Source organism: Streptomyces sp. NPDC049970, assembly GCF_040660235.1.
Lineage (GTDB): Bacteria > Actinomycetota > Actinomycetes > Streptomycetales > Streptomycetaceae > Streptomyces.
In genome coordinates this window covers 40841-66154 of record NZ_JBFALP010000025.1, presented here as the reverse complement: position 1 = coordinate 66154, position 25314 = coordinate 40841, and the positions used below count along the sequence as shown (strand labels likewise).

The 25314-nt window shown below is 69.4% G+C and carries 19 protein-coding genes; 1 reads left to right on the top strand and 18 read right to left on the bottom strand.

All coding sequences use genetic code 11. The features are described 5' to 3' along the window. Positions 1–304: 304 nt before the first annotated feature. The 5 genes from AB0I83_RS29270 to AB0I83_RS29250 all read right to left on the bottom strand — a co-directional run bounded on the left by AB0I83_RS29270 (position 305) and on the right by AB0I83_RS29250 (position 4772). The gene (locus AB0I83_RS29270) at positions 305–742 is read right to left on the bottom strand and encodes a VOC family protein (RefSeq protein WP_363306794.1); all 438 of its coding nucleotides are present in this window, start codon (positions 740–742) and stop codon (positions 305–307) included. 162 nt (positions 743–904) lie between these two features. Next, complete coding sequence (locus AB0I83_RS29265; protein WP_363306793.1) at positions 905–2662, bottom strand: hypothetical protein; 1758 nt, start codon at positions 2660–2662, stop codon at positions 905–907. 430 nt (positions 2663–3092) lie between these two features. After that, on the bottom strand, positions 3093–3554 hold the full coding sequence (locus AB0I83_RS29260) for a DUF6113 family protein (protein ID WP_363306792.1): 462 nt from the start codon (positions 3552–3554) through the stop codon (positions 3093–3095). Next, the gene (gene mshB / locus AB0I83_RS29255; protein WP_356844250.1) at positions 3551–4468 is read right to left on the bottom strand and encodes an N-acetyl-1-D-myo-inositol-2-amino-2-deoxy-alpha-D-glucopyranoside deacetylase; all 918 of its coding nucleotides are present in this window, start codon (positions 4466–4468) and stop codon (positions 3551–3553) included. The genes AB0I83_RS29260 and mshB overlap by 4 nt, the downstream gene beginning before the upstream one ends. Before the next feature lie 109 nt (positions 4469–4577). Continuing rightward, positions 4578–4772: a hypothetical protein gene (locus tag AB0I83_RS29250; protein ID WP_014154257.1), complete on the bottom strand. Its 195-nt coding sequence runs from the start codon at positions 4770–4772 to the stop codon at positions 4578–4580. 166 nt (positions 4773–4938) lie between these two features. On the opposite strand from AB0I83_RS29250, the gene AB0I83_RS29245 reads away from it, so the two are divergent. Beyond that, a complete protein-coding gene (locus tag AB0I83_RS29245) occupies positions 4939–7065 on the top strand; it encodes a prolyl oligopeptidase family serine peptidase (protein ID WP_363306790.1) in 2127 nt (708 codons plus the stop codon). A gap of 88 nt (positions 7066–7153) precedes the next feature. On the opposite strand, the gene AB0I83_RS29240 is transcribed toward AB0I83_RS29245, so the two are convergent. From AB0I83_RS29240 to AB0I83_RS29180, 13 genes are all read right to left on the bottom strand, one after another. Continuing rightward, a complete protein-coding gene (locus AB0I83_RS29240; protein WP_363306789.1) occupies positions 7154–8293 on the bottom strand; it encodes a hypothetical protein in 1140 nt (379 codons plus the stop codon). A gap of 212 nt (positions 8294–8505) precedes the next feature. Then, positions 8506–9762, bottom strand: a complete 1257-nt coding sequence (locus AB0I83_RS29235; protein ID WP_363306788.1) for a dipeptide ABC transporter ATP-binding protein — start codon at positions 9760–9762, stop codon at positions 8506–8508. Next, entirely contained in the window at positions 9752–10729 is a 978-nt protein-coding gene (locus tag AB0I83_RS29230) for an ABC transporter ATP-binding protein (protein WP_363306787.1), read from the bottom strand. The genes AB0I83_RS29235 and AB0I83_RS29230 overlap by 11 nt, the downstream gene beginning before the upstream one ends. Before the next feature lie 13 nt (positions 10730–10742). Next, positions 10743–11735 carry an ABC transporter permease gene (locus tag AB0I83_RS29225; protein ID WP_363306786.1) on the bottom strand — a complete coding sequence of 331 codons (993 nt, stop codon included), beginning with the start codon at positions 11733–11735 and terminating at the stop codon, positions 10743–10745. Next, positions 11728–12651 carry an ABC transporter permease gene (locus AB0I83_RS29220; protein WP_356844256.1) on the bottom strand — a complete coding sequence of 308 codons (924 nt, stop codon included), beginning with the start codon at positions 12649–12651 and terminating at the stop codon, positions 11728–11730. Before AB0I83_RS29220 ends, AB0I83_RS29225 begins: the two co-directional genes overlap by 8 nt. Positions 12652–12748: 97 nt before the next feature. Next, entirely contained in the window at positions 12749–14380 is a 1632-nt protein-coding gene (locus AB0I83_RS29215) for an ABC transporter substrate-binding protein (protein WP_363306785.1), read from the bottom strand. Positions 14381–14570: 190 nt separating this feature from the next. Further along, positions 14571–15710 carry a dipeptide ABC transporter ATP-binding protein gene (locus tag AB0I83_RS29210; protein ID WP_356535751.1) on the bottom strand — a complete coding sequence of 380 codons (1140 nt, stop codon included), beginning with the start codon at positions 15708–15710 and terminating at the stop codon, positions 14571–14573. Beyond that, entirely contained in the window at positions 15703–16761 is a 1059-nt protein-coding gene (locus AB0I83_RS29205; protein ID WP_356535750.1) for an ABC transporter ATP-binding protein, read from the bottom strand. Before AB0I83_RS29205 ends, AB0I83_RS29210 begins: the two co-directional genes overlap by 8 nt. Before the next feature lie 11 nt (positions 16762–16772). Then, positions 16773–17714 (bottom strand): ABC transporter permease, encoded by a 942-nt coding sequence (locus AB0I83_RS29200; RefSeq protein WP_356535749.1) that lies wholly within the window; start codon positions 17712–17714, stop codon positions 16773–16775. Continuing rightward, positions 17707–18636, bottom strand: a complete 930-nt coding sequence (locus tag AB0I83_RS29195; RefSeq protein ID WP_356535748.1) for an ABC transporter permease — start codon at positions 18634–18636, stop codon at positions 17707–17709. Before AB0I83_RS29195 ends, AB0I83_RS29200 begins: the two co-directional genes overlap by 8 nt. Before the next feature lie 119 nt (positions 18637–18755). Continuing rightward, positions 18756–20384: an ABC transporter substrate-binding protein gene (locus AB0I83_RS29190; protein ID WP_363306784.1), complete on the bottom strand. Its 1629-nt coding sequence runs from the start codon at positions 20382–20384 to the stop codon at positions 18756–18758. Between the two features lie 441 nt (positions 20385–20825). Further along, complete coding sequence (typA, locus tag AB0I83_RS29185; RefSeq protein WP_356535746.1) at positions 20826–22700, bottom strand: translational GTPase TypA; 1875 nt, start codon at positions 22698–22700, stop codon at positions 20826–20828. Positions 22701–23035: 335 nt separating this feature from the next. Beyond that, on the bottom strand, positions 23036–25282 hold the full coding sequence (locus tag AB0I83_RS29180) for an ABC transporter family substrate-binding protein (protein ID WP_363306783.1): 2247 nt from the start codon (positions 25280–25282) through the stop codon (positions 23036–23038). Between the last annotated feature and the right edge of the window lie 32 nt (positions 25283–25314).

The following is a 25314-nucleotide window of genomic DNA, read 5'->3' as shown; positions in this document are numbered from 1 at the left end:
CAGGCACCCGTCAAACCCGGAGTCAAGTTCCACGACCTCCTCGTCGTCTCCCTCGGCGGCCAAGGACAGTACGAACACGTCATCAACAACACCGGTTCCCCCACCTCGGGTACGTCGACCGTTCCCTCCCAGGTGGTGTCCTTCCCGTAGAAACGGCGGAGTCCTGCCTCTCGTGCCTGTCGTGCCGAGAGGGCTCCACCCGCAATCGGGCGTAGGAACGGGGCCCGGCCGCGAACGCGGCCGGGCCCCGCGCCGTTCGAACACGGTGCCGCTCGAAGCCCCGCGCTGTTCGGTCCCGTTCCCTTCACAGCACGCAGAACTCGTGGCCCTCCGGATCGGCCATCATCACGTGGTCGGGGCGCCCCCCGAATCCGTACTCGCAGATCACGGTCCCGCCGGCCGCCTTCAGCCTCTCCACCGTCTCGGCCACCCGCGGCCAGCGCGTCTCCCACGGCGTCTCGCGCCCTCCGCCGGCCTGCACGTCGAGGTGCAGGCGGTTCTTCGCCGTCTTCGGCTCCGGCACCTTCTGGAAGGACAGGCTCGGCCCCGTGCCGTCCGGGTCGGACAGGTAGGCGCCGTCGTTCCACTCGTCCTCCGGGACGTCGTGGTGCGCGAACCACTCCTCCCAGCTCCCGAATCCGCCGGGCGGGGGCTTCTCCACGTATCCGAGCGCCGACGCCCAGAACCTCGCGAGTGCCGCCGGGTCCGCACAGTCGATCGTCAGACTCCATCTGATGGACACGGGTCCCTCTCCTTCGTACGGCCCCCTCAGCGAGGCGGTACCCAGATGGTCGCGCACCCGCCCCGGCACGCGCCTTCCCTCGGCCACCGGGTGTCACACGCCGTCCGCCCCCGCCCGGAGGCCGGGCGGGGGCGGACGGCAGCACGGTTGCGGCTCGGAGGATCAGCCCTCGCCGGTCAGGTTGATCGCGACCGTCCGCTCGGCGGGGGTCTTGCCGAGCAGTGCGCCCTGCATGGCCTGGGCCACGTCGTCAGCACCGACCTGGTGCTGCTTCCCGTCGGCCTTGGTGATCATGATCCCGTCGAACACGCCGTCCAGCAGGGTGTCGATCGCCTTCTTGTCGTAGACCTCGACCAGCCTGCCGTCGACCGGCTTCATGGACAGGATCTGCGGCAGGGACCGCGCGGGGCCGAAGTCGATCTGCTTGGGCCCGGCCTTGATCGTCACCAGACCCGACATCGCCGGCTCCGCGAACTCCTTCATCGCACGGTCAAGTTCGGCCTGGCTGATGGTGGGCTCGGTTGCGGCGACCGGCAGTTCGACGACGGTCGCCTTGCCGGTCTGGACCTGGGCACGGTACGCGTCGCGCACCGAGATCATCGACCGGTTGACGTCCAGGGACTTGCCAGCCTTGCCGGGGACGGCGACGGCCTTGTTCGGCTCGAACCGGATCGTGCCGTCGTTGGCCGAACCGGAGGCGCCCGCGAGGTCGGTCAGCGCGACCCCGAGCTTCTCCTCGTCGACCGGGATCACCGGGTCGGCGGGGCGCGCCCCGCCGAACAGGGATCCGATCACCGAGACCGGGTTGTAGTCGCTGCCCGCGGCACCACGGACGGTCTCCTGGCTGTCCAGGGTGAGACCGGCCTTGTCCGGGGCGAGTTCCTCCTCCTTGCCGTCGACGGACAGTTGGAGGGGCGCCTGGGCACGCTTGCCGAGGGCGGCGTCGAGCTTGGTGACCGCCTCCTCCTTCGAGCCGCCGCCGATGTCGACACCGAGCACCGTGGTGCCCTTGGGGACCTCGGAGTGGTTCATCAGCAGCCCGGCGCCGTAGGCCACGCCGCAGAGCACGAAGACGGCCGCGCCCAGGAGTACGGACTTGGACCGTCCCTTCCTCGCGGGCGCCGCGGCCTTCGGAGCGGGCCGGGGCGCGGTGGCCGGGGCGCCCCGGTCGGCCGGTCCGCCGCCCGTCGCACCCTCGGGCGGCCGGATGCCGCCAGGACCTCCCGGGAACGCCGGGCGGGAATCGGAGGGGATGACGGGGATGCCGCTGGTGAGCGTGTCACCGGAGACGTTCCCACCGGGGCCGGAAGGGCCCGGGCCGGAGAAGCCCGGGCCGGGGGAACCGGGGGCCGGAGCCTGCGGCGTCAGGATCGCGGTGTCGTCGGACATCCTCGGCGGTACACCGCCGGGGCCGCCCGGACGGGCGCCGGACGGGCCGCCCGGCAGGTTGTCGAGGTTCGGCGTCAGCGACGAACTGCCGGTGACCGGACCGGTGGTGGGCCCGGAGGGGCCGGGGCCGCCCGGGCGGGTACCGGGGCCGGACGCGGGCCGCGGACCGCCGGGGCCGCCCGCGCCGAGCCCGTCGAGGGCACTCCCGCCCTGACCGCCGCCGGGCTGCTGCGGACCGTCCGAGAAGTACGGCGCGTCGGCGTGGGGCGGCGTGGGCGCGGAGCCGCCGGAGCCCGGACCCGGGGCCGATCCCGGCGTGCCCGGAGCAGGCGCCTTGCGCGGGGCGAACCAGTCGCTGCCGGTGCCCTTCTCCCGGGCCGGCTTGTCGGGCGGCGTCTCGGCGGCGGGCGCGCCGTCACGGGTGTCGGGGCCGGGCGCTCCGCCGGGGGACGGCGCGGGTGCGCCGGGCCTCGGGGTGTTCCCGGTCCGCTCGGTGGCCGGGCGTCCGCCCGACGCGTCCGTCTCACTCATCGGCGTACGCATGACGACAGGCGGGATCGGACGCGAGCCCGGGATGTTGATCCGGATGCGCGTCGTCAGCGTCGTCTCTGTTCTGGGCTCCTCGGGCTGCGGCGGATCCGCGGGCTCCGGAGTCTCCTCCGTCCCGTCCGCTGACGGGTGCAGCGACGGATACTGGCGTGATCCGTACGGCGGCGTACCCGACGGGTACGCGGCTCCGCCGCGCCCCTGGGGGCCTGAGGACGAACTGTCAGTTTCACGACTCAAAGCAGGTTCTCCCGATTGGCTCCGCCGCCCGTACTTCCCCCATGTCGCAGGCCAGGGGACGGCTCGGCGCGCGCACCACCATACTGGCCGCCACCGTAGGACTTTCCGCGCGTGGGGGAATCAAGGATGCACCCATCACCGCGCGGAGGGTCGATGCGGGGGCGGATATACCGCATCACATGCCAGGTCGGCCGGTGCCGATGGCCGGATACGGCAACCGCGACATCGTGGCACACATCACAGCAGCGGCCATCCCGCCGAGCATGAAGAGCGCCAGTCCGATCTCCTGGCCGAAGACGAAGTCGCCCTCGGGCCGCCCGCCCAGCAGCAGGACGACGGAGATGAACCACCCCACCGCCGGTACCAGCGCGCCGAGCTGTGTCCCGGTCAGCACCCGTCCGCCGTAGAACAGTCCGGCCGACGCGGCGAGCGCGAGCAGCAACCCGCCCGGGAACAGGGCCGCCTGGACGAGCGCGCCCGCCGACCCGACGGCGGCGCCCAGGACCGCGAGTCCCACGTACAGGGGAATCCGCGCCGGGCGGGGCGGCGCCGCGAGCCCGCTCGGCTCGGGGCTCCTGGGCGGGGCGTTGGTACGCGGCGACTCCGAAGAGGCGCGCGGTCTCTGCCTGCTGCTCATGTCTGTGCTCCCGGTGCGAGGGCCGCGTCCGGCACGCCCGCGAAGAGGTCGTGCTCCCGGAGGCCATCGTCCCCGCCGACGGCCCCTCGCACCAACTGGTAGTACTCGGTCGTGAGGACGGGCTGCCCCAGGTCGTTCGAAAGAGCGAAGAACGGTCCGTCGACGGCGATCTGTGTGGCGTGCGCCCGCATGGCCGCGGTCTTGGCGTCGGCGTACGCCGAACCGTCGATCTCCGTGGTGATCTGCGCGTCGTCCACCACACCGGGCACGTCGTCGATCGAGGCGATCCCGGGGAAGGCGTCGGGAGCGGTCTCCCGCAGCCGGGCGAACCCCTCCTCGGCGACGGAGAGCGGCACCCTGTTCCAGTAGATCTTGGCGACGGTGTGCGGGGCCCCGGCCCCGGCGTCGTACCCGGGATCGGCGGCGAGTTCCGCCGCGCGCATGGCGACGCGGTGCGCCTGGATGTGATCGGGATGGCCGTAGCCGCCGTCGGGGTCGTACGTGACCAGGACCTGAGGGCGCACGGAACGGATCACTCCGACGAGGAAGCCGGCCGCCTCGTCGGGGTCGGCGTCCCAGAAGGCACCGGGCCGGCGGTTCTGTTCGGTGCCGGCCATTCCGGAGTCGCGGTACCGCCCGGGGCCGCCGAGGAGCCGGTGGTCGGTCACCCCGAGCCGCCGCATCGCGTCGGCGAGTTCACCGGCGCGATGGTCGCCCAGGCCGCCGTCACGGTCCGGGGCGAGGTGTGCGAGGCCCGGTGGGATGACCTCGCCCTCCTCGCCGAGGGTGCACGTCACGAGGGCGACGTGGGCGCCCTCGGCCGCGTACCTGGCCATGGTGGCGCCGTTGTTGATCGACTCGTCGTCGGGGTGCGCGTGCACCAGGAGCAGACGGCGGCGGGGAAGGTCCTTCATGGGACCACCCTACGAGCCGCCCGCCCCGCAGGCCGAACGCACCGCGAGGACGGGGACGGCCGGCGCCACCGGACGCCGCGGGCCGGCTCCGCGCCCGGCGGCGGGCGCGTCAGAACTTGATGCCCCCGATCATTCCTGCCACGTTCGACGTCACCTCCGAGATGGTCGGCGCGATCGACGAGCTCGCCAGGTAGAACCCGAGCAACATGCAGACCACCGCGTGTCCGCCCTTCAGTCCGGATTTCCGGATCAGCAGGAAGACGACGATCGCCAGCAGCACCACCGCCGAAATCGAGAGTGCCACGGCGGTTCACCTCCATCAGTACGGTCGGGACAGGCAGCACACATGGAGCCAGCGGGTTCTTACCCACCGAGCGCTACGGATCATAACTATCCGTGCCGACGCATTGATCGGGGCACAGCAGCACGAGGGGCGCACGGACCATCGGCCGGGAGCTAGGTTCAGTGCCATGACCTCGCAGAAGCTGTCTTTTCCCCGCCAGCACGCCCGGACCCAGAGGTTCACTCTCGGCGCACCCCGGGCCTTCACCGTCTCACCGGATGGGACGCGGGTGCTGTTCCTCCGCTCGGCCTCCGGCACCGACCGGGCGAACAGGCTCATGGTGCTGGACACCGGGACGGGCGAGGAGCGGGTCGCCGCCGATCCCGGCGCGCTGCTGGGCGGTTCGGCGGAGAAGCTGTCGCCGCAGGAGAGGGCTCGGCGCGAGCGGACCCGGGACGGCTCGGCGGGAATCGTGGGCTACGCGGTCGACGGGGCGGCCGAGTTGGCCGCGTTCGCGCTCTCCGGCAAGGTGTACGTCGCCGAGTTGAGGGCGGGCACGGCGCGCGCCCTGCCGGTGCCGGGCCCGGTGATCGACCCGCGCCCCTCCCCGGACGGCAGGCACATCGCCTATGTGACGCGGGGCACGCTGCGCGTCGTGGGGGCGGAGGGCGAGGGCGACCGCCCGGTCGCCGAACCTGAGGACGCGAACACCTCGTACGGGCTCGCGGAGTTCGTCGCGGCCGAGGAGATGAGCCGCTACCGCGGTTTCTGGTGGTCCCCGGAGTCGGACCGCCTGCTGGTCGCCAGAGTCGACGACAGCGCCGTACAGCGGTGGTGGATCGCGGATCCCGCGCACCCCGGCAGCAGGCCGGCCGAGACCGGCTACCCCGCGGCGGGTACGCCGAACGCCGAGGTGCGGCTCTTCGTGACGGATCTGGACGGGAGCCGCACGGAGGTCCTCTGGGACCGGTCCCGCTTCCCCTACCTGGCGCGGGTGCACTGGTCCTCCGGCGGCGCCCCGCTGCTCCTGGTGCAGGCCCGCGACCAGCGCAGCCAGCTGCATCTCGCCGTGGACCCGGAGAGCGGCGCGACCCGCACGGTGCACGTCGACGAGGACGAGATCTGGCTCGATCTGTTCGCCGGGGTGCCCGCGTGGGCCCCTGACGGACAGCTGGTGCGGATCGCCGACGAGGGCGGCGCGCGGGTGCTCTCCGTCGGCGACCGGCCGCTGACCGGTGACCGGCTGCACATCCAGGCGGTGCTGGACATCGGGGAGTCGGACATCCTGGTGCAGGCGACGGCCGGCGAGGGCGCGGCGGACCCGGAGACCGGGCAGAGCCATGTGTACCGGGTCAACGAGCTGGGCGTGGAGCGCGTCAGCGAGGGTGCCGGGGTGCACTCCGCCGTACGCGCGGGCGGCGTGACCGTGCTGGTCTCGGCCTCCCTGGAGCACCCCGGGGTGACCGTCCGGGTGCTGCGGGACGGCAAGCGGATCGCGGCGGTGGCGAACCTCGCCCAGGAACCGGTCCTGACCGCACGGGTGCGGCTCACGGAGGGGGGCGCACGGCGGATCCCGTGCGCCGTGCTGCTCCCCACCAGCTATACGGAATCTGATGGTCCGCTTCCTGTGCTGATGGACCCCTACGGCGGGCCCCACGGCAGGCGGGTCGTCGCCGCCCACAACCCGCACCTCACGTCCCAGTGGTTCGCCGACCAGGGTTTCGCCGTGATCGTCGCAGACGGACGGGGCGCACCGGGCCGCTCACCCGGCTGGGAGAAGGCCGTCAGGGACGACCTCACCCTGACCCTCGACGACCAGGTCGAGGCGCTGCACGCGCTGGCCGGGGACTTCCCGCTGGACCTCTCGAAGGTGGCCGTGCGCGGCTGGTCGTACGGCGGTTACCTCTCCGCGCTCGCGGTACTGCGGCGCCCCGACGTCTTCCACGCCGCGGTCGTCGGCGCCCCGGTCGCGGACTGGCGGCTGTACGACACCCACTACACCGAGCGCTATCTCGGCGACCCCGCCGCGCAGCCGGAGGTGTACGCCCGCAACTCCCTGGTGACGGACGAGGGCCTGTCGGAGCCGGCCGGCCAGGTGCGGCCGATGATGATCGTGCACGGCATGGCCGACGACAACGTGGTGGTCGCCCACGCGCTGCGGCTCTCCTCCGCCCTGCTGTCGGCGGGGCGTCCGCACGAGGTGCTGCCGCTGAGCGGGGTGACGCACATGACCCCGCAGGAGCAGGTCGCCGAGAACCTGCTGCTGCTCCAGGTGGACTTCCTCAGGAGGTCGCTGGGGCTGCCCCGGCCGTAGGGCCTCTCGTTCGGAACGGCGTGCCGGGCTCGCGGGGCCCGGCACGCCGGTCCGGCCTGATCCGGACGAACGACCGCAGCCGCGGTCGTCACCAGTCCGGCGGCGGGGGCGCGGGCGGCGGCGGTGAACCGGGGCCGCCGCCGGACGGGTATCCGTACCCCTGCGCGCCCGTCTGCGGGTATCCGTACCCGGGTGTGCCGCCCTGCGGGTGTCCGTACCCCTGTGGGTATCCGTACCCCTGCGCGCCGGTCTGCGGATAGCCGTAGCCCGGCGTCCCGGCCCGGGGAGGGCCGTAGCCGCCGTACTCCTGGTCCCGCTCGTCGGCGCTCTCGGACCCCTTGCCCGCCAGGACGAGCAGAGCGGTCGCCCCGGCGGAGGCGAGGAGGAACGAGGTGAGCATGATGAGCTTGCCCTCGGTCGGTACCTCGCCGAAGTGCTCCAGCCACGTGTTGTGGACGGCCCGGGCGATTCCGCAGGCGCCCGAGACCAGCAGGAGTCCCGCGACGGTCATGCCGAGCGGACGGGCGTGCACGGCACGGAAGAGCCCGGTCCACGCGACCACCAGACAGGCCACCCCGAGTGCCACCCCGCTCCAGCCGGGCGGGGCGGCGGTCAGTCCGGCAGGGATGTGCCGTCCGCCGATGAACCAGTCGGGATAGAAGTCGTCCGGCAGCGTGAAGAGTTGGCGCACCTCCCAGGCGATCAGGACGGCACCCGAGGTGCCCAGCACCAGGAACGCGGTGACCCCGGCCCCGCGGCCGGGCCTGGTGGGCCGTGGCTCGTACATGTCCTCGGGCCGCCTGCGGCCGGCGGCTCCGGTGACGACGAGCGCGAGGGCCGCGGCGAGGGTGACGAAGGTGCCGACGAGGGCGCGGGTCCGCAGTTCGTCGCCGTACCGCGCGTCCATCCAGGACGAGCCGATGGTCCAGACGCCGGGCAGCCGCAGGACGAGCGTGACCAGGCCGGTGGCGACCAGCGTGGACGCGGCGACCGAGGAGCGCAGCGCGGCGATCAGGGCGAGGACGTGGACGACGAGCAGTACCGGATCCGCCTGCAGGGTGGCCGGCAGTTCCTTCGGCCACCCGTCCGTGTAGCCGGCCCAGTAGCGCAGGAGTGCGGAGGCGTCTCCGACGGCCCGGAGATCCCGCACGATCCAGCCCGCGACGACAGCCGCGAGGACGGCGCAGAGCACGGCTCCGGTGACTCTGGCTCCCCGTGTGAGTATCACCCCGCCGATACTCCACCGAGGTACGCCGATGGACAAGGGGACCTGTGGGGAGGGGAGGGGGCGGGAACGGGAAACCGGCCGGGGCGACGTGATGAACGCCCCGGCCGGTTCACGGCACCCGCACGGCCGTACGTTGTCCATGGTGAGGCGTTCGTATATCGGTGCGGCGACGGTCAAGTTGCCTGTGTGTTAACGACCATGAGGCTCATTTATCACTCTTTGTCATCCCGGGTGGCGGGTCCGTCCGGCTCCTGACCGCCCCCTGGGTCCTTGCGCGGGGACGAGGGGGGCGACGGAGGTGAAGGCGGGGCCGGCGCCGTGTCCTGCGGCTCGGGTGTCTCCAGCAGTCCCTCCGGCGGTACCACCCGCTTCTCCTCCGCGAAGTGGCAGGCCGAGTCGTGCCGGGCCGGTGTCCGCGAGTCCCGGAAGACCGCCGGCACGGCCAGCAGCGGCACCTCCAGCGCGCAGCGCTCCTGCGCCTTCCAGCACCGGGTGCGGAAGCGGCAGCCCGACGGGATGTTCGCCGGGGAGGGCACGTCACCGTGCAGGAGGATCCGCTCGCGGTACTCGCGGGCCGTCGGGTCGGGCACCGGGACCGCGGAGAGCAGGGCCTGCGTGTAGGGGTGCGTGGGGTGGTCGTAGATCTCCTCGTCCGTGCCGGTCTCGACGATGCGGCCGAGGTACATGACGCCGACCCGGTCGGAGATGTGCCGGACGATCGAGAGGTCGTGCGCGATGAACAGGAAGCTCAGGCCGAACTCGGCCTGCAGCCGGTCCAGCAGGTTGACGACCTGCGCCTGGACGGACACGTCGAGCGCGGAGACGGGCTCGTCCGCCACGATGATCTCGGGGTTGAGCGCGAGGCCGCGGGCGATCCCGATGCGCTGGCGCTGTCCGCCGGAGAACTGGTGCGGGTAGCGGTTGATGTACTCCGGGTTCAGACCGACGACGTCCAGGAGGTCCTGCACCCTCTGCCGGCGGCTCCCCTTGGGCGCCACCTCGGGGTGGATCTCGTACGGTTCGCCGATGATGTCGCCGACCGTCATGCGCGGGTTCAGCGAGGTGTACGGGTCCTGGAACACCATCTGGATGTTGCGGCGCACGGCCTTCAGCGCACGGCCGGACAGCTTGGTGACGTCCTCGCCCTTGTAGCGGATGACGCCCCCGGTGGGCGGCTCCAGGTGCACCAGCATCTTCGCCACGGTCGACTTGCCGCAGCCGGACTCCCCCACGATGCCGAGCGTCTCGCCCGCCGCCAGGTCGAAGTCCACGCCGTCGACGGCCTTGACCGCGCCGATCTGCTTCTTGAAGAGGATGCCCCGGGTGAGCGGGTAGTGCTTGACCAGGCCGCGCACCTCCAGGATCGGGTCCCCCTCGGCGTACGGCGGCCTGCGGTCGGCGCCGCGCGCCTCGGAGAGCAGTGTGGAGCCCCCTGCGGCGCCCTCGCGGCCCGTGTCCTCAACGTGCATCGAGCGTCTCCTTCCAGAAGTGGCAGGCGCTCCGGCGTTCCTCGTCCACGGTGTAGAGCGGGGGCACGTCCGTACGGCACACGGCCTGGGCCATCGGGCAGCGCGGGTGGAAGGCGCAGCCGGGCGGGATGTGCAGGAGGTTGGGCGGCAGGCCCTTGATCGCGTAGAGCTCCTGGCCCTTCTGGTCCAGGCGCGGGATCGACTGGAGCAGGCCCTTGGTGTACGGGTGGGCGGGGGCCTTGTAGATCTCGTGGACGGGCGAGGTCTCGACGATCCGGCCCGCGTACATCACGGCGATCTTGTCCGCGACGTCGGCGACCACGCCGAGGTCGTGCGTGATGAGGATCAGCCCCATGTTGAGCTCGCGCTGGAGCTCCGCCAGCAGGTCCATGACCTGGGCCTGCACGGTGACGTCGAGGGCGGTGGTGGGCTCGTCGGCGATGATCAGCGAGGGTTCGAGCGCCATCGCCATGGCGATCATGATGCGCTGGCGCATACCGCCGGAGAACTGGTGCGGGAAGTCCCCCACCCGGTCCCGGGCCGCCGGGATGCGCACCCGGTCCATGAGCTCGACGGCCTTGGCCTTGGCGTCCCCACGTGACATCCCCCGGTGCACGACGAACATCTCGCCGAGCTGCTGCCCGACGCTGAGCACGGGGTTCAGCGAGGAGAGCGCGTCCTGGAAGATCATGGCCATCTCCTGGCCACGGACCTTGCGGCGCGCCTCCGGCTTGGCCTTGAGCAGGTCGTGGCCCTTGAAGAGGATCTCGCCCCCGCTGATCCTCCCCGGCGGCATGTCGAGGATGCCCATGATCGCCTGAGCGGTGACCGACTTGCCCGAGCCGGACTCGCCGAGCACGGCGAGGGTCTCCCCCTCGGCGACCGAGTAGTTGACCCCGTTGACGGCCTTGGCCACACCTTCCCGGGTGTGGAACTCCACGTGCAGATCGCGCACTTCGAGCAACATGGCAGCGGGCTCCTCAGCGCAGCTTGGGGTCGAGGGCGTCGCGCACCGCGTCGCCGAGCATGATGAAGGCGAGCACCGTGATCGCCAGCGCTCCGGCGGGCCAGAGCAGCATGTGCGGTGCGTTGCGGACGTACTGCGACGCGGCGGAGATGTCGATGCCCCAGGAGACGGCGGGCGGTTTCAGGCCGACACCGAGGTACGAGAGCGTCGCCTCCAGCGAGATGAACGTCCCCAGGGCGATGGTCGCGACGACGATGACGGGGGCGATGGCGTTGGGCGTGATGTGCCGCAGCATCATCCGCGAGTCGGAGGCGCCCAGGGCCCGCGCCGCCTGGACGTAGTCGTTCTGTTTGGCGGTGATGACGGAGCCGCGGGCGATACGCGCGATCTGGGGCCACCCGAGCAGCACGATGAAGCCGATCACCGGCCATACGGTGGAGCTGGTCACCACGGAGAGGAAGACGAGTCCGCCGAGCACCACCGGGATGCCGAAGAAGACGTCCGTGATGCGGGAGAGGATCGCGTCCCACTTGCCTCCGTAGAAGCCGGCCAGGCCGCCGAGCACTCCGCCCAGCAGCGAGACGCCGAGCGTGGAGCAGACGCCGACCGTGACCGAGGTGCGCGCGCCGTAGACGGTGCGGGTGTAGACGTCGCAGCCCTGGCCGTCGTAGCCGAAGGGGTGGCCCGGCTGGGAGCCCTCCTGGGCCTTGCTCAGGTCGCAGTCGAGCGGGTCCTGGTCGGTGATCAGCTGCGGCCAGATCGAGATGACCACCAGGAAGAGGATGACCAGCGCGGAGATGATGAACACCGGGTTGCGGCGCAGGTCGCGCCAGGCGTCGGACCACAGGCTGCGCGGTTTGCCGGCGGGCCCCGTGCCGTCGGGGCCGCCGGGGGTCTTCTCCAGCGTGGTGCCCTCGTCCACGGCGAGGTCCATCGCCCCGCCCGCACCGGCCCCCGAGATCGCTCCGCTCCCCGTAGCGTCGTCCCACGGCTGCTGCTCAGGCATAGCGGATCCTCGGGTCGAGTACGGCGTACAGGAGGTCGACGATCAGGTTGGCGGCCAGGAAGACCAGGACCAGGACGGTGACGAAGCCGACGACGGTCTGGGAGCTCTGGCGCAGGATGCCCTGGTAGAGCTGGTAGCCGACTCCGTGGATGTTGAAGATGCGCTCGGTGACGATCGCCCCGCCCATCAGGGCGCCCACGTCGGTGCCGATGAAGGTGACGACGGGGATGAGGGAGTTGCGCAGCAGGTGCCGCACGACCACCCGGCGCCGGGGCAGGCCCTTGGCTGTGGCGGTGCGGACGTAGTCGGCGCGGGCGTTCTCGGCGATCGACGTACGGGTGAGCCGGGTGACGTAGGCCAGCGAGACGGAGGCCAGGACGAGACCGGGCACGATGAGTTCGTCGAGCGGCGCCTCGGAGGAGACGGACGGCTTGATGACGCCCCACTCCACGCCGAGGAGGAGCTGGAGCAGCAGGCCGGTGACGAACGTCGGCACGGCGATGACGACCAGGGTCAGGATCAGCACCGAGGTGTCGACGGGCCGCCCTCGGCGCAGTCCGGTGACGACGCCGAGGCTGATGCCGATGACGATCTCGAACACGATCGCGACGATGGTGAGCCGGATGGTGATGGGGAAGGCGGTGGCCATCAGCTCGGTGACCGGCTGCCCGTTGAAGGCGGTGCCGAAGTCGCCGGTGAAGATGTTGCCCAGGTAGGTCAGGTACTGCTGCCAGACGGGCTTGTCGAGTCCGAACTCGGTGCGCAGCTGGGCGGCCGTCGCCGGATCGCACTGACGGTCACCGCAGAGACCGGCGATGGGGTCACCCATCACGTTCACCATGAGGAAGATCAACAGCGTGGTGCCGAAGAAGACCGGGATCATCTGCAGCAGCCGCCGGATCACATAACGTCCCATGAGGGGCTCCGGGGGTCGGGGTGAACGGACGGGCGTGGGGCCGGGAGGCCGGGCGGCCGGTGCGCGCGTTCGGCACCGGCCGCCCGGCCTCAGCGGGTCACTTGACCTTGATCTGGTCGTACACCGGGACGCTGAACACGTTCAGCGCGACGTTCTCGACCCTGTCCGAGTAGCCGGCGCTGCCGTTCTGGTACCAGAGCGGGATGACGGGCATCTGCTCGGCGAGGACCTTCTCCGAGTCCTGGAAGGTGCTGACGGCCTTGGCCTTGTCGGTCTCCGCGTTGGCCTTGTCCACCAGCCCGTCGAACTCCTCGTTGCTCCACTTGCCGTCGTTGGAGGAGGCGTTGGTGTAGTAGAGCGGCTGGAGGAAGTTCTGGATCAGCGGGTAGTCCATCTGCCAGCCCGCGCGCCAGGCCCCGGTGAGCTTCTGGGTGGACACCTGGCTGCGGAAGTCGGCGAAGGTGCCGACGGGCCCGCCGACGCACGCCTTGTTGTTCCCCATGACGTTGTTGATGCTGTTGCAGACCGCGTCGACCCACTCCTTGTGGGAGCCGGTGTCGGCGTTGTACGAGATCTTGAGCTGGCCGCCGGGGATGCCGCCGCCCTCCTCGATCAGCTTCTTGGCCTGCGTCTTGTCGTACTCGCAGGGGGAGCCGCAGAGCCCCTTCTTGAAGCCGCCCTCGGCTCCGAGGACCGGTGAGGTCCAGTCGGAGGCGGGGGTGCGGGTCTTCCGGAAGATCTGGTCGGTGATCTGAGCGCGGTTGATCGCCATCGACAGGCCCTGGCGGACCTTGACCGCGTCCGCGGTGTCCCACGCCTTGTCGTAGAAGGGGAAGGCGAGGGTCTGGATGATGCCGGCCGGTGTGTTGATGTACCGGTCGCCCAGGTCGGACTGGACGTTCTTGAGCTGCGAGGCGGGTACGTCGTCCACCAGGTCGAGGTTGCCCGCCGTCAGGTCGGTGTAGGCGGTGTTGTTGTCGGTGTAGACCTTGAGGTCGATCCCGCCGTTCTGCGCCTTGTCCGCGCCCGGGTAGTCGTCCCACCTGCGCAGGTTCATCGACGAGCCCTTGGCGTACTGGTCGATGGTGTACGGCCCGTTCCCGATCGGCTTGGACAGCCAGGCGTCGTGGTCCGAGTAGAAGGCCTTGGGCAGCGGCGCGAAGGCCGCGTAACCGAGGGTGTCGGGCCAGAGGGAGAACTTCTGGGACAGCTTGGCGGTGAACGTCGTGGGGTTGACGACCTTGAGGCCGGAGAGCTTGTCCCCGGTGGCCGAGCCCGACTCGGGGTGGACCTCGTCGTAGCCGTCGATGTACTGGAAGAAGTACGCGTTCTTCTGGTTGTTCTTCAGGGCCGCGCCGTAGTTCCAGGCGTCCACGAACGACTGCGCGGTGACCTTCTCGCCGTTGCTGAAGGTCCAGTTGTCCTTGATCGTGATCGTGAAGTTCTGCGAGTCGGTCGAGTCGATCTTCTCGGCGATCTCGTTCTTCGCCTCGCCGGTCTTGGGGTCGTACCGCACGAGTCCCCGGAAGACCATGTCGAGGACCTTGCCGCCCTGGACCTCGTTGGTGTTCGCCGGCTCCAGCGGGTTCTGCGGGTCCCCCCAGGAGGAGCTCACGATCCCGTCGGCGCCGCCACCGCCTCCACCGCTGTCCCCGCCGCCGCAGGCCGTGGCCGTCAGACCGACGGCCACGGCACATGCGGCCCACCTGGCTCGTGTGGCTCCGCGCATGGAGTGCCTCCTAGGTGTCCCTCTATGTGTCCCTTGAGTAGCTCAATGCCTCATACCACCCCATATGACACTCCGTCGCATGTTCATGTCCGCCGTACGTGGCCCCCCGGAACGCGAGGACGCCCGGCCCCTCGCGGGGGCCGGGCGTCCTCGTGCGTGCGGAGCGGCGGACTACGCCGCCTGGACCGGGCTAGCCGACCAGAACGGCCTTCTCCTCGGCGAAGTGGCAGGCCGACTCGTGCGCCGCGGGCGTCTCCGAGGCCTTGAAGCGCTCGGGGATCGCCAGCAGCGGCACCTCGGTGGCGCACTTGTCCTGCGCCTTCCAGCACCGCGTACGGAAACGGCAGCCCGACGGCGGGTTCGCCGGCGACGGGACGTCTCCGGCGAGGATGATCCGGTCACGGCCCTCACGCGCGTCGGGGTCCGGAACCGGTACCGCCGACAGCAGCGCCTGGGTGTAGGGGTGCGTCGGGTGCTCGTAGATCTGCGTGTCCGTACCGATCTCGGCCATCTTGCCGAGGTACATGACGCCGACCCGGTCGGAGATGTGCCGGACGATCGACAGGTCGTGCGCGATGAAGAGGTAGGAGAGGTTGAACTCGTCCTGGAGCTTCTCCATCAGGTTGATGACCTGCGCCTGCACCGACACGTCGAGCGCGGAGACCGGCTCGTCGCAGATGATGATCTCCGGGTTGAGCGCGAGGCCGCGGGCGATCCCGATGCGCTGGCGCTGACCGCCGGAGAACTGGTGCGGGTACCGGTTGATGTACTCCGGGTTCAGACCGACGACGTCCAGGAGGTCCTGCACCCTGCGGCGCCGGTCACCCTTCGGGGCCACCTCCGGGTGGATCTCGAAGGTCTCCCCGATGATGTCGCCGACCGTCATGCGCGGGTTCAGAGAGGTGTACGGGTCCTGGAACACCATCTGGATGTTGCGGCGCACGGCCTTCAGCGCACGGCCGGACAGCTTGGTGATGTCCTGGCCCTTGTAGAAGACCTCACCGGCGGTGGCCCGCTCCAGGGTCATCAGGAGTTTGGCGACCGTGGACTTGCCACAGCCGGACTCCCCCACGATGCCGAGCGTCTCGCCCTGGTAGAGGTCGAACGAGATTCCGTCCACGGCCTTGACCGCGCCCACCTGCTTCTTGAACAGGATTCCCTGGGTCAGCGGGAAGTGCTTGACCAGGTTGCGCACCTGGAGGATCGGCTCCCCCTGCGACGCCGGGGCGTCGAGGGCGGCCACCGCCTCGGTCTCGGTGACCGCGTTGAGCGTGGCCACCTCGGTGACGTTCGGGGTGGCGTCCACGGACTCCTTCTTGAGCTCAGCCATGGATCGTCTCCTTCCAGAAGTGGCACGCACTGCCGCGGCCGACCAGATCGGTGCCGTCCTGCTCGGTCACCGGGCGCAGGGCCGGGATCTCCGTACGGCAGATGTCCTGCGCCATCGCGCAGCGCGGGTTGAAGGCGCAGCCGGACGGCACGTGCAGGAGGTTGGGCGGCAGGCCCTTGATCGCGTAGAGCTCCTGGCCCTTCTGGTCCAGGCGCGGGATCGACTGGAGCAGGCCCTTGGTGTACGGGTGCGCGGGGCGCTTGTAGATCTCGTGGACCGGTGCGGTCTCGACGATCCGGCCCGCGTACATCACGGCGATCTTGTCCGCGACGTCGGCCACCACGCCGAGGTCGTGCGTGATGAGGATCAGCCCCATGTTGAAGTCGCGCTGGAGCTCCGCCAGCAGGTCCATGACCTGGGCCTGCACGGTCACGTCGAGCGCCGTGGTGGGCTCGTCCGCGATGATCAGGTCGGGCTCCAGGGCCAGCGCCATAGCGATCATGATGCGCTGGCGCATACCGCCGGAGAACTGGTGCGGATAGTCGTTGACCCGCTCCTTCGCCGCCGGGATGCGCACGCGGTCCATCAGCGCGATGGACTTGGCCTTGGCGTCCTTCTTGGAGAGGCCCTGGTGCACCCGGAACATCTCGCCGAGCTGGTAGCCCACGGAGAGCACCGGGTTCAGCGAGGAGAGCGCGTCCTGGAAGATCATGGCGATCTTCTGGCCGCGGATCTGCCGGCGCTCCTCGTTGGACATCTTGAGCATGTCCTGGCCGCGGAAGAGGATCTCACCCTGCGGGATACGCCCCGGAGGCATGTCCAGGATGCCCATGATCGCCTGAGCGGTCACGGACTTGCCGGATCCCGACTCGCCGAGCACGGCGAGGGTCTCGCCGGCGCTGACGCTGTAGTTGACTCCGTTGACGGCCTTGGCGACGCCGTCGCGGGTGTGGAACTCCACGTGCAGGTCGCGGACTTCGAGCAGCGGGCCGCTCTCGTCGTTCGAACCACGCGGAGCAGGAACATCCGCCGTCTTGTCGATGATGGTCATGTACGCCTCCCTCAGCGCAGCTTGGGATCGAGGGCGTTGCGTACCGCATCGCCGAGCATGATGAACGCCAGAACGGTGATCGACACCATGACCGACGGGATGATCAGCACGAACGCGGCGTTACGCAGCTGCTCCTGGCCGGAGGAGATGTCCACACCCCACGACACGGTCGGTTCGGCGAGGCCGATGCCCAGGAAGGACAGGGTGGCCTCGGCCGAGATGTAGCCGCCGAGCGCGATGGTCGAGACGACGATCACCGGGGCGATCGCGTTGGGCAGGATGTGCCGGAGCAGGATGCGGCTGGTCGAGGCGCCGAGCGCCTTGGCCGCCATCACGTAGTCCGCCTGCTTGATCGTCAGTACGGAACCGCGCGCGACACGGGCTATCTGGGTCCAGCCGAGGAAGGCCAGCGCCAGGATGACGACCCAGATCTTGCGCTCCTCGAACGAGGTCAGGACGACCATCGCGCCGAGGATGAACGGGACCCCGAAGAAGATGTCGGTGACCCGGGACAGGATCGTGTCGATCCAGCCGCCGAAGTAGCCGGCGAGCATGCCGACCACGGTGCCCAGGACCGTCACGAGGACGGTGACGACCACGGCGACGGTGATCGAGGCACGGGCGCCGTAGACGACACGCGCGTAGATCGAGCGCCCCTGGATGTCGTACCCGAACCAGTCCTCCTGGAAGAAGTTCCCCCACTTGGGCTTCTGCAGGTAGTGGTGGGCCAGGTCCGCGTAGCGCGGGTCGGCACCGGTGAACAGACCGGGGAAGACCGCCATCACCAGCAAGAACACGATCAGGATCGCCGAGACGACGAACAGCGGACTGCGCCGCAGGTCGTGCCAGGCGTCCGACCACAGACTGCGGGGCTTGCCGACCGGAGCGGCGACAACGGGTGCGACCACGGCGCCGGGCGTGTCCGGGGTGGCTTCCTTGAGTGTCTCAGGCATAACGGATCCTCGGGTCCAGGACCGCGTAGAGCAGGTCGACGACCAGGCTGGCGACGAGATAGACGATGACGATCAGCGTCACGATGCCGACGACGGTGGCGCCCTCGCGTTGCCGAAGCGCGCCGAAGACGGCGGAGCCGACACCCTTGATGTTGAAGATGCCCTCGGTGATGACCGCGCCTCCGAGCAGGGCACCGAGGTCGGTGCCGAGGAAGGTGACCACGGGGATCATCGAGTTGCGCATCAGGTGGACGCCGATGATGCGGCGGCGCGGCAGGCCCTTGGCCACAGCGGTGCGCATGTAGTCGGAGCGCAGGTTCTCGGCGACCGAGGTGCGGGTCAGCCGCGCGACGTAGGCGAGTGACAAGGACCCGAGTACGACAGCGGGCAGGATCAGCTCGTCCGCACTCGCTTCGAGGCTCACGTTGGGTTGGACCCAGCCGAGCTGGAATGCGAAGAAGTACTGGCAGAGGAAGCCGAGTACGAACGAGGGGACCGAGATCAGCAGGAGCGTCAGGACGAGCAGTCCGCGGTCGCGGAGCGTGTCGGCCTTCAGCCCGGCGAAGACGCCCATGGAGATACCGACGACGACCGTGAAGACGAAGGCAAACAGAGCCAGCCGGACCGTGATCGGGAATGATTCCGAGATGATGTCGGCGACCGGCCGGCCACTTGCGATCTGCGTACCGAAGTCACCCTGGAACAAGTTCACAAGGTAGTTCCAGTACTGGTGCCAGAGCGGCAGGTCGAGCCCGAGCTCCTTCTTCATTTCCGCGATCTGCGTGGGGTCGACTGCCTGCTCGCCGGCGAGTGCGCGCACGGGATCACCGGGCAGCGCGTACATCATGGAGAAGACCAGCAAGGTGGACCCGAGGAAGACCGGGATCATCTGGAGCAGTCGCCGCGCGACATAACGCCCCATGTTTGCCTCCGATTAGGGGTAATGCAGCCCAGGGGCCGCCCTCCGGATACGGAGAGCGGCCCCCGGGACCTACTGCCTGTGTGGGCGGCTGATGGCCGAGTGGGGGCCCTCAGGCGTTACTACTTGGCGACCGTCACTTCGGTGATGTTGTAGTCACCGTGGAAGTCGATCGTCACGTTGTCGACAGCCTTCGAGTAGCCACCGTTGGTCTTGTACTCCCAGAGCGGGATCGCCGGCATCTTCTCGAGGACGAGCTTCTCGGCATCCTGGTACGCCTTGATGGAGTCGTCCAGGGTCGCCGCGTTGTCGCCCTTCTTGAAGGCCGCGTCGACCTCCTTGTCGGAGAACCGGCCGTTGTTGGCCTCGGCGGTGGTGCCGTACAGCTCCCGCATGAAGTTGACGTTCAGCGGGTAGTCGGCCACCCAGCCACCGCGGTACATCGCCTTGACCTGGTCGTTGTCACGCGCCTCCAGGTCGGTCTGGAAGTCCGGCTTGGCGTCCGGGAGGCAGTCGACCCCGGTCGAGTTGCGGATGGACTCGCAGACCGCGGTCACCCACTCCTTGTGGCCACCGTCGGCGTTGTACTGGATCCAGATCTTGTTCTCCGGAACGCCGCCGCCGTCCTTGACGAGCTGCTTCGCCTTCGCCGGGTCGAACTTGAACACGTCGGTGCCCAGGTCCTGGTTACCGGCGACGCCCGGAGGCGTGAAGCTGGTGGCGGGCTTGCGGGTGCCGTTGAGCACCGTCTTGGTGATCGTGTCGCGGTCGATGCCCATCGACAGACCCTGGAGGACCTTCGGGTCGATGTCCTTGAAGGTCTTCGAGTAGAAGGTCGGGACGAGCGACTGGATCGCCGCGTACGGCTGGTCGATCGCACGGTCGCCGAGGTCCGTCTTGTACTTCGGCAGGTCCTTCGGGCCGACCTGGCGGATCATGTCCAGGTTGCCGGACAGGAGGTCCTGGTACGCGGCCTCGACGGTCGCGTAGTTCTTGAAGAGGACACCCTTGTTCTTGGCCTTGTTCGGACCCTGGTAGTCAGGGTTGGCCTTGACGCGGATGAGCTTCTTGTGGTCCCACTTCTCGAAGACGTAGGGACCGTTGCCGACCGGAGCCTGACCGAACGCCTTGGTGTCCTTGTAGAACACCTCGGGCAGCGGGGCGAAGGTGCTGTAGCCGAGCTTGTACTCGTAGTACGGCACCGGGTTGTTGAGCTCGATCGTGAAGGTGGTGTCGTCGACCGCCTTCAGACCGGACATCTCCGTGCCCTTCGGGTCACCCTTCTCGGGGTGGACGTCCGCGTAGCCCTTGATGTCCTCGAACCAGAACGCGTTCTGCTGGGCGTTCTTGACGTTGGCGTACCAGTTCCAAGCCTTGATGTACGACTCGGAGGTGACCGGAGTGCCGTCGTGGAACTTCCAGCCGGCCTTGAGCTTGACCGTCCACGTCTTGTTGTCCGTCGACTTCACGGACTCGGCGTTCGTGTAGACGATGTTGCCCTCGGAGTCGAAGTCCAGGAGCTGGGTGAACAGCGACTGGATGACATAGCTACCGAGGGACTCGTTGGTGTCGGCCGGAATCAGCGGCTTCTGCGGCTCACCGACGTCGATGGAGACGTAGCCCGCGGGCTTGCCCTTCTCCGTCGAAGCAGCGTTGTCGCCGTCGTCGCTGTCGCCCCCGCCACAAGCCGTCGCGGCCAGGGCGATGATTGCCGCTCCCGCGACCCACTTGGCGCTCTTGGCACCACGCATGGGTTTCCTCCTCATGAGTCCACTTTTGACTACAAGAGGGGCACTGGAGAGATCCACCGACACCCCTGACGGCGATCGTTTCAGTGCCCCGAGTGTGCTCGTGAGTCCGCACTCCCCATAGTGCGTCGACCCATTGACCCGAGCTCAATGGAGCCAACTATTAAGTAACACCGGGCTGTAAACCACACTTAAAGGGTCTCGGTTTGACAACATAGGTAAGCCACGGTTGCCCGAAATCCGGACAAAGGGATCCCAGACAGACACCCGCGAAACGGACCGTTAACACATGTTCCGGAGAGCGACGCACGATATGCGGACACGCCGACCACGAAAACGGGTTGACGAAAGGCCCGGGCCCCCACAGTGTCCGTGGGGGCCCGGGCCTCGTGTCAATGGCTCGTTCAGGCGGTTCGCCGGCGGGAGCCGTCGGTCCCGATCGGATCAGCCGTTCTTGGCGCGCGAGGCGGTGCGGCCGCGCTGCTTCTGGTCCAGGACGACCTTCCGGATACGCACGGTCTCCGGGGTCACCTCGATGCACTCGTCGTCGCGGCAGAACTCCAGCGACTGCTCCAGGGACAGCTTGCGGGCGGGCACCACGTTCTCCGTGGTGTCCGCGGAAGCCGCACGCATGTTGGTGAGCTTCTTCTCCTTGGTGATGTTCACGTCCATGTCGTCGGAGCGCGAGTTCTCACCGATGATCATGCCCTCGTAGACCTCGGTGGTGGCCTCCGTGAAGATGACACCCCGCTCCTGGAGGTTGACCATGGCGAACGGCGTCACGACGCCCGCGCGGTCCGCCACCAGCGAGCCGTTGTGACGGGTGCGCAGGTCGCCGAACCACGGCTCGTGGCCCTCGAACAGGGAGTGCGCGATGCCCGTGCCACGGGTCTGGGTCAGGAACTCGGTACGGAAGCCGATGAGGCCGCGGGAGGGCACGATCCACTCCATGCGGACCCAGCCCGAACCGTGGTTCGTCATCGTCTCCATGCGGCCCTTGCGGGTCGCCATCAGCTGCGTGATGGCACCGAGGTGCTCCTCGGGGGAGTCGATCGTCATGCGCTCGATCGGCTCGTGCGTCTTGCCGTCGACCTGCTTGGTGACCACCTGCGGCTTGCCGACGGTGAGCTCGAAGCCCTCGCGGCGCATGGTCTCGATGAGGATGGCCAGGGCAAGCTCACCACGGCCCTGGACCTCCCAGGCGTCGGGGCGCTCGGTCTCCAGGACGCGGAGCGAGACGTTACCGACCAGCTCCCGGTCCAGGCGGTCCTTGATCTGGCGGGCCGTGACCTTGTGGCCCTTGCCGCCCTTGCCGACGAGCGGCGAGGTGTTCGCGCCGATCGTCATCGAGATGGCCGGCTCGTCCACCGTGATCAGCGGCAGCGCGATCGGGTTCTCGGGGTCGGCCAGGGTCTCGCCGATCATGATGTCCGGGATACCGGCGATCGCGCAGATGTCGCCCGGGCCCGCCTTCTCGGCCGGCTTGCGGGTGAGCGCCTCGGTCATCAGGAGCTCGGTGATACGGACGTTGGACATGGTGCCGTCGCGCTTGATCCACGCCACGGTCTGGCCCTTGCGCAGCTCGCCCTGCTCGACGCGGCACAGCGCGATACGGCCGAGGAAGTTGTCCGCGTCCAGGTTGGTGACGTGGGCCTGCAGGGGCGCCGCGTCGTCGTACTCCGGGGCCGGGACGGCGGAGAGGATCGTGCTGAAGAACGGCTCCAGGCTGTCGCTGTCCGGCGGGACGGTGCCGTCCTCCGGCTTGGTCAGCGAGGCGACGCCGTCACGGGCACAGGCGTAGACGATCGGGAACTCGATCTGGTCCTCGTCGGCGTCCAGGTCCAGGAAGAGGTCGTACGTCTCGTCGATGACCTCGGCGATCCGGGAGTCCGGACGGTCCGTCTTGTTGATGCAGAGGATGACCGGCAGCTTGGCCGTCAGCGCCTTGCGGAGCACGAAGCGGGTCTGCGGCAGCGGGCCCTCGGAGGCGTCGACCAGCAGGACGACGGCGTCCACCATCGACAGGCCGCGCTCGACCTCACCACCGAAGTCGGCGTGGCCGGGGGTGTCGATGATGTTGATGGTGATGACGTCGCCGCCATCCTTGGGGTGGTACTTGACGGCCGTGTTCTTGGCCAGGATCGTGATGCCCTTCTCACGCTCCAGGTCGTTCGAGTCCATCATGCGTTCGTCGAGGTTCTCGGCGGCGTGCGCGGCGAAGGCGCCCGCCTGCTTGAGCATGGCGTCGACCAGCGTGGTCTTGCCGTGGTCGACGTGGGCGACGATGGCTACGTTACGGATGTCGTGGCGCGTGGGCATGGGTGGCTTGCGCTTCTCTCGGATCGTGGGATCAGGCGTCTCAGTCGGTCTCGAGTCCTCGTACGCCCGCCGGGCGGCACGCCACGGCTCGTCCAATGGTACGGGCCCGACGGGTCCGGGGCTTCCCGGCCCGATCCCCGGGACGGGACTCCGGCCACATTTCAGCCGATATTCAGCCGTTGTTGCGTCAACATCCAGCCGGTGTCCGGCGGAACGGCAAGCGGTGTGAGAAGGCGGGCGGACACGCTCCCGGCGGACATGGACCTGCCCGCCGGAGACCCCGGCGGGCAGGTGGACCGAGCTGCGACCCGGCTTCGAATACGACTCTTGACCTGCTACTTCCCACGGTTCGCGGGGGAACCTGCCGCCTCTCGTCCGGTGAAGCCGATGTCCTCGTAGCGAGGCGAGGCGAAGCCGAAGGCACCGATGTTCCCGAGCTTCTTGTCGACGGCGACCAGCTGTGGCCTCTGATACAGCGGAATCGATCCTGCGGCCGCCCAGATCCGGGCGTCGGCCTGCCTGAGCAGATCCCTGGACGCCTTGGCGTCGAGCTCCGAGACCGCACGGTCGAACAGCTGGTCGATATGGTCCGAGCCCACCCGCGTGTAGTTCTGCTCGACGAGCAGCGAGCCGTCCGTGGCGGGCTCCGGCTTGGCGAAGATGGGCCGTCCGTCGGTCGCCGGGTAGGCGGTGGCGGGCCAGGAGTACAGCGCCAGGTCGTAGTCCCCGGAGGCGACGTGGTCCTTGAAGTAGCTGTCGTCGGAGACCTTGGTGATCTGGGTGCCGATGCCGATCGAGTCGAGCATCTCGACGATCTTCGCGCCGACGGTGCGCAGCGACTGCGACCCGGGACCCGACGGAAGGACGAAGCGCAGCATCAGCGGCTTGCCGTCCTTGCCGAGGCGGCCCTTGACCGAGGCGGGGGCGGGTGCCGCGGTACCGGCGGGGGCGTACGCGCCGGCGGCGCCGCCGGGCTGCTTGTCCTGCGCGGTGATCCCGATGTCACCCGCCGGGCGGTCGCCCGGCTTGTCGTCACCGACGACGTACGTGCCCTCGTCGCGCGAGGCCTTGTCGTCCTTCTCGGCGTCCGCGGACTCCTCGGCCTTCTTCTCCTTGTCCGTCTTCTCCGCGTCCGCGTCCGCGGGCTTCCCCGAATTCTGGGCCTTCTTCTTCTCCGCCTCGCTGCCCGCCTTGGTGTCCTCGGTCCTGCGGACGGCCCCCGCCGTGGTCCAGCCCGCGTCGGCCAGCAGCGCCTGCGCCTCCTTGGTGTCCTGGTCGCCGAGCGCGCCGCTGCCGTCCTTGTACCCGGGCTGCCCGGCCAGGGCCAGGTGGCTGCCGGGCGGCTTGGCCGGCAGGCCGAGCGGCTTCAGCACGGCGTCGGCGAGCTCCTGCCGGTCCAGCGTGCGGGCGATCGCGCGGCGGACCCGGTCGTCGGAGAGGGGCCCGGACTCGCCGTTCAGGGCGAGCTGCGTGTAGGCGGGCTCCAGGGACTTGCGTACGGCGAACGACTTCAGGGACTTCTGCTCGGCGGCGTACACCGCGACGGCCTGCCGGGTCTTCTCGCGGGCGGCCTGCGCCGTCTCGGCGGCGTCCTCGTCCGAGCCGTGGGCCAGCGCCCAGGACCGCAGGGCGGCGGCCGGGGTGATGTCGGCACCGGGTCCGTGGGCGGGCGGCTGACCGTTGCCGCCGCGGTAGCGGGCCGCGCGGACGATGCTGTCGGCCGTCCCCGTGTCGATGTCGGCGACGTCCACCGTGCCCCGGGTCAGCGCCTTGGTCCTGTCCTTGGGCTCGACGGCCCGGAACACCAGGGATTCGAGCTTGGCCTCGTTGCCCCACCAGCGGGGGTTCCGGTCGAGGACGACCGTCCCCTTGTCCTTGCTCACACTGCGCAGCCGAAACGGTCCCGCGGTGTTCTTGAGGGTGGTCCGGGCACCGTCGTTGAAGGTGGCGGGAGTCCCGGTGACCTCCTTCGGGTACAGCGGCGAGAAGAGCGAGCGCCAGTCCCCGTACGGCTTGGAGAACGTGACCCGGACCTGCAGGTCGTCCTTGCCGCGCTCGATCTTCTCGATCCGCTCGTACCCCGCGTTGCGCGCGGTCCAGAACGCGGAGTCCTTGCCGCTCAGCGCGCGCCACTGGGCGACGAAGTCGGGTGCGCCGATCTCGCGGCCGTCGCTCCACACCGCCTGCTGGTTGAGCTTGTACAGGACGACCTGCTTGGGCTCCTGCTCGATGACCTTCGCCGACTCCAGGAAGTCGGGGTTGAGCCGGGGCTCCCCGCTCGCGTCCATCGGGAAGAGGGAGGGCAGCAGGGCGCCGGTGATCCGCGTGGTCGCACCGTCGGCGTCGGCCTGGTAGGCGTTCAGGGTGGCGGGCACCGCGTCGATCGCCCAGTTCAGGGTGGATCCCTCGGTCACCCTGTCCCGGGCGGCGGGGGCGATGTCCTGCGGGGCGGCCACCTTGGAAGGGCTCTCGCTGTCCGAGGTGCAGCCCGCCAGCACCGGGATCGTGAGCACACCTGTCGCCAGGAGCGCGACCGAGCGGCGCTTTCGGGCCGTCCCGCGCGGGACGCCGACGTGGGCCATGGCTGATACCTCCGGGGCCGGCCCGGCCCACC

Coding starts and splice junctions, on each gene's coding strand:
- AB0I83_RS29265 (WP_363306793.1), bottom strand. CDS start 2,662: ATGAGTGAGACGGACGCGTCGGGCGGACGCCCGGCCACCGAGCGGACC.
- AB0I83_RS29260 (WP_363306792.1), bottom strand. CDS start 3,554: ATGAGCAGCAGGCAGAGACCGCGCGCCTCTTCGGAGTCGCCGCGTACC.
- mshB (WP_356844250.1), bottom strand. CDS start 4,468: ATGAAGGACCTTCCCCGCCGCCGTCTGCTCCTGGTGCACGCGCACCCC.
- AB0I83_RS29245 (WP_363306790.1), top strand. CDS start 4,939: ATGACCTCGCAGAAGCTGTCTTTTCCCCGCCAGCACGCCCGGACCCAG.
- AB0I83_RS29235 (WP_363306788.1), bottom strand. CDS start 9,762: ATGCACGTTGAGGACACGGGCCGCGAGGGCGCCGCAGGGGGCTCCACA.
- AB0I83_RS29230 (WP_363306787.1), bottom strand. CDS start 10,729: ATGTTGCTCGAAGTGCGCGATCTGCACGTGGAGTTCCACACCCGGGAA.
- AB0I83_RS29225 (WP_363306786.1), bottom strand. CDS start 11,735: ATGCCTGAGCAGCAGCCGTGGGACGACGCTACGGGGAGCGGAGCGATC.
- AB0I83_RS29220 (WP_356844256.1), bottom strand. CDS start 12,651: ATGGGACGTTATGTGATCCGGCGGCTGCTGCAGATGATCCCGGTCTTC.
- AB0I83_RS29215 (WP_363306785.1), bottom strand. CDS start 14,380: ATGCGCGGAGCCACACGAGCCAGGTGGGCCGCATGTGCCGTGGCCGTC.
- AB0I83_RS29210 (WP_356535751.1), bottom strand. CDS start 15,710: ATGGCTGAGCTCAAGAAGGAGTCCGTGGACGCCACCCCGAACGTCACC.
- AB0I83_RS29205 (WP_356535750.1), bottom strand. CDS start 16,761: ATGACCATCATCGACAAGACGGCGGATGTTCCTGCTCCGCGTGGTTCG.
- AB0I83_RS29200 (WP_356535749.1), bottom strand. CDS start 17,714: ATGCCTGAGACACTCAAGGAAGCCACCCCGGACACGCCCGGCGCCGTG.
- AB0I83_RS29195 (WP_356535748.1), bottom strand. CDS start 18,636: ATGGGGCGTTATGTCGCGCGGCGACTGCTCCAGATGATCCCGGTCTTC.
- AB0I83_RS29190 (WP_363306784.1), bottom strand. CDS start 20,384: ATGCGTGGTGCCAAGAGCGCCAAGTGGGTCGCGGGAGCGGCAATCATC.
- typA (WP_356535746.1), bottom strand. CDS start 22,700: ATGCCCACGCGCCACGACATCCGTAACGTAGCCATCGTCGCCCACGTC.
- AB0I83_RS29180 (WP_363306783.1), bottom strand. CDS start 25,282: ATGGCCCACGTCGGCGTCCCGCGCGGGACGGCCCGAAAGCGCCGCTCG.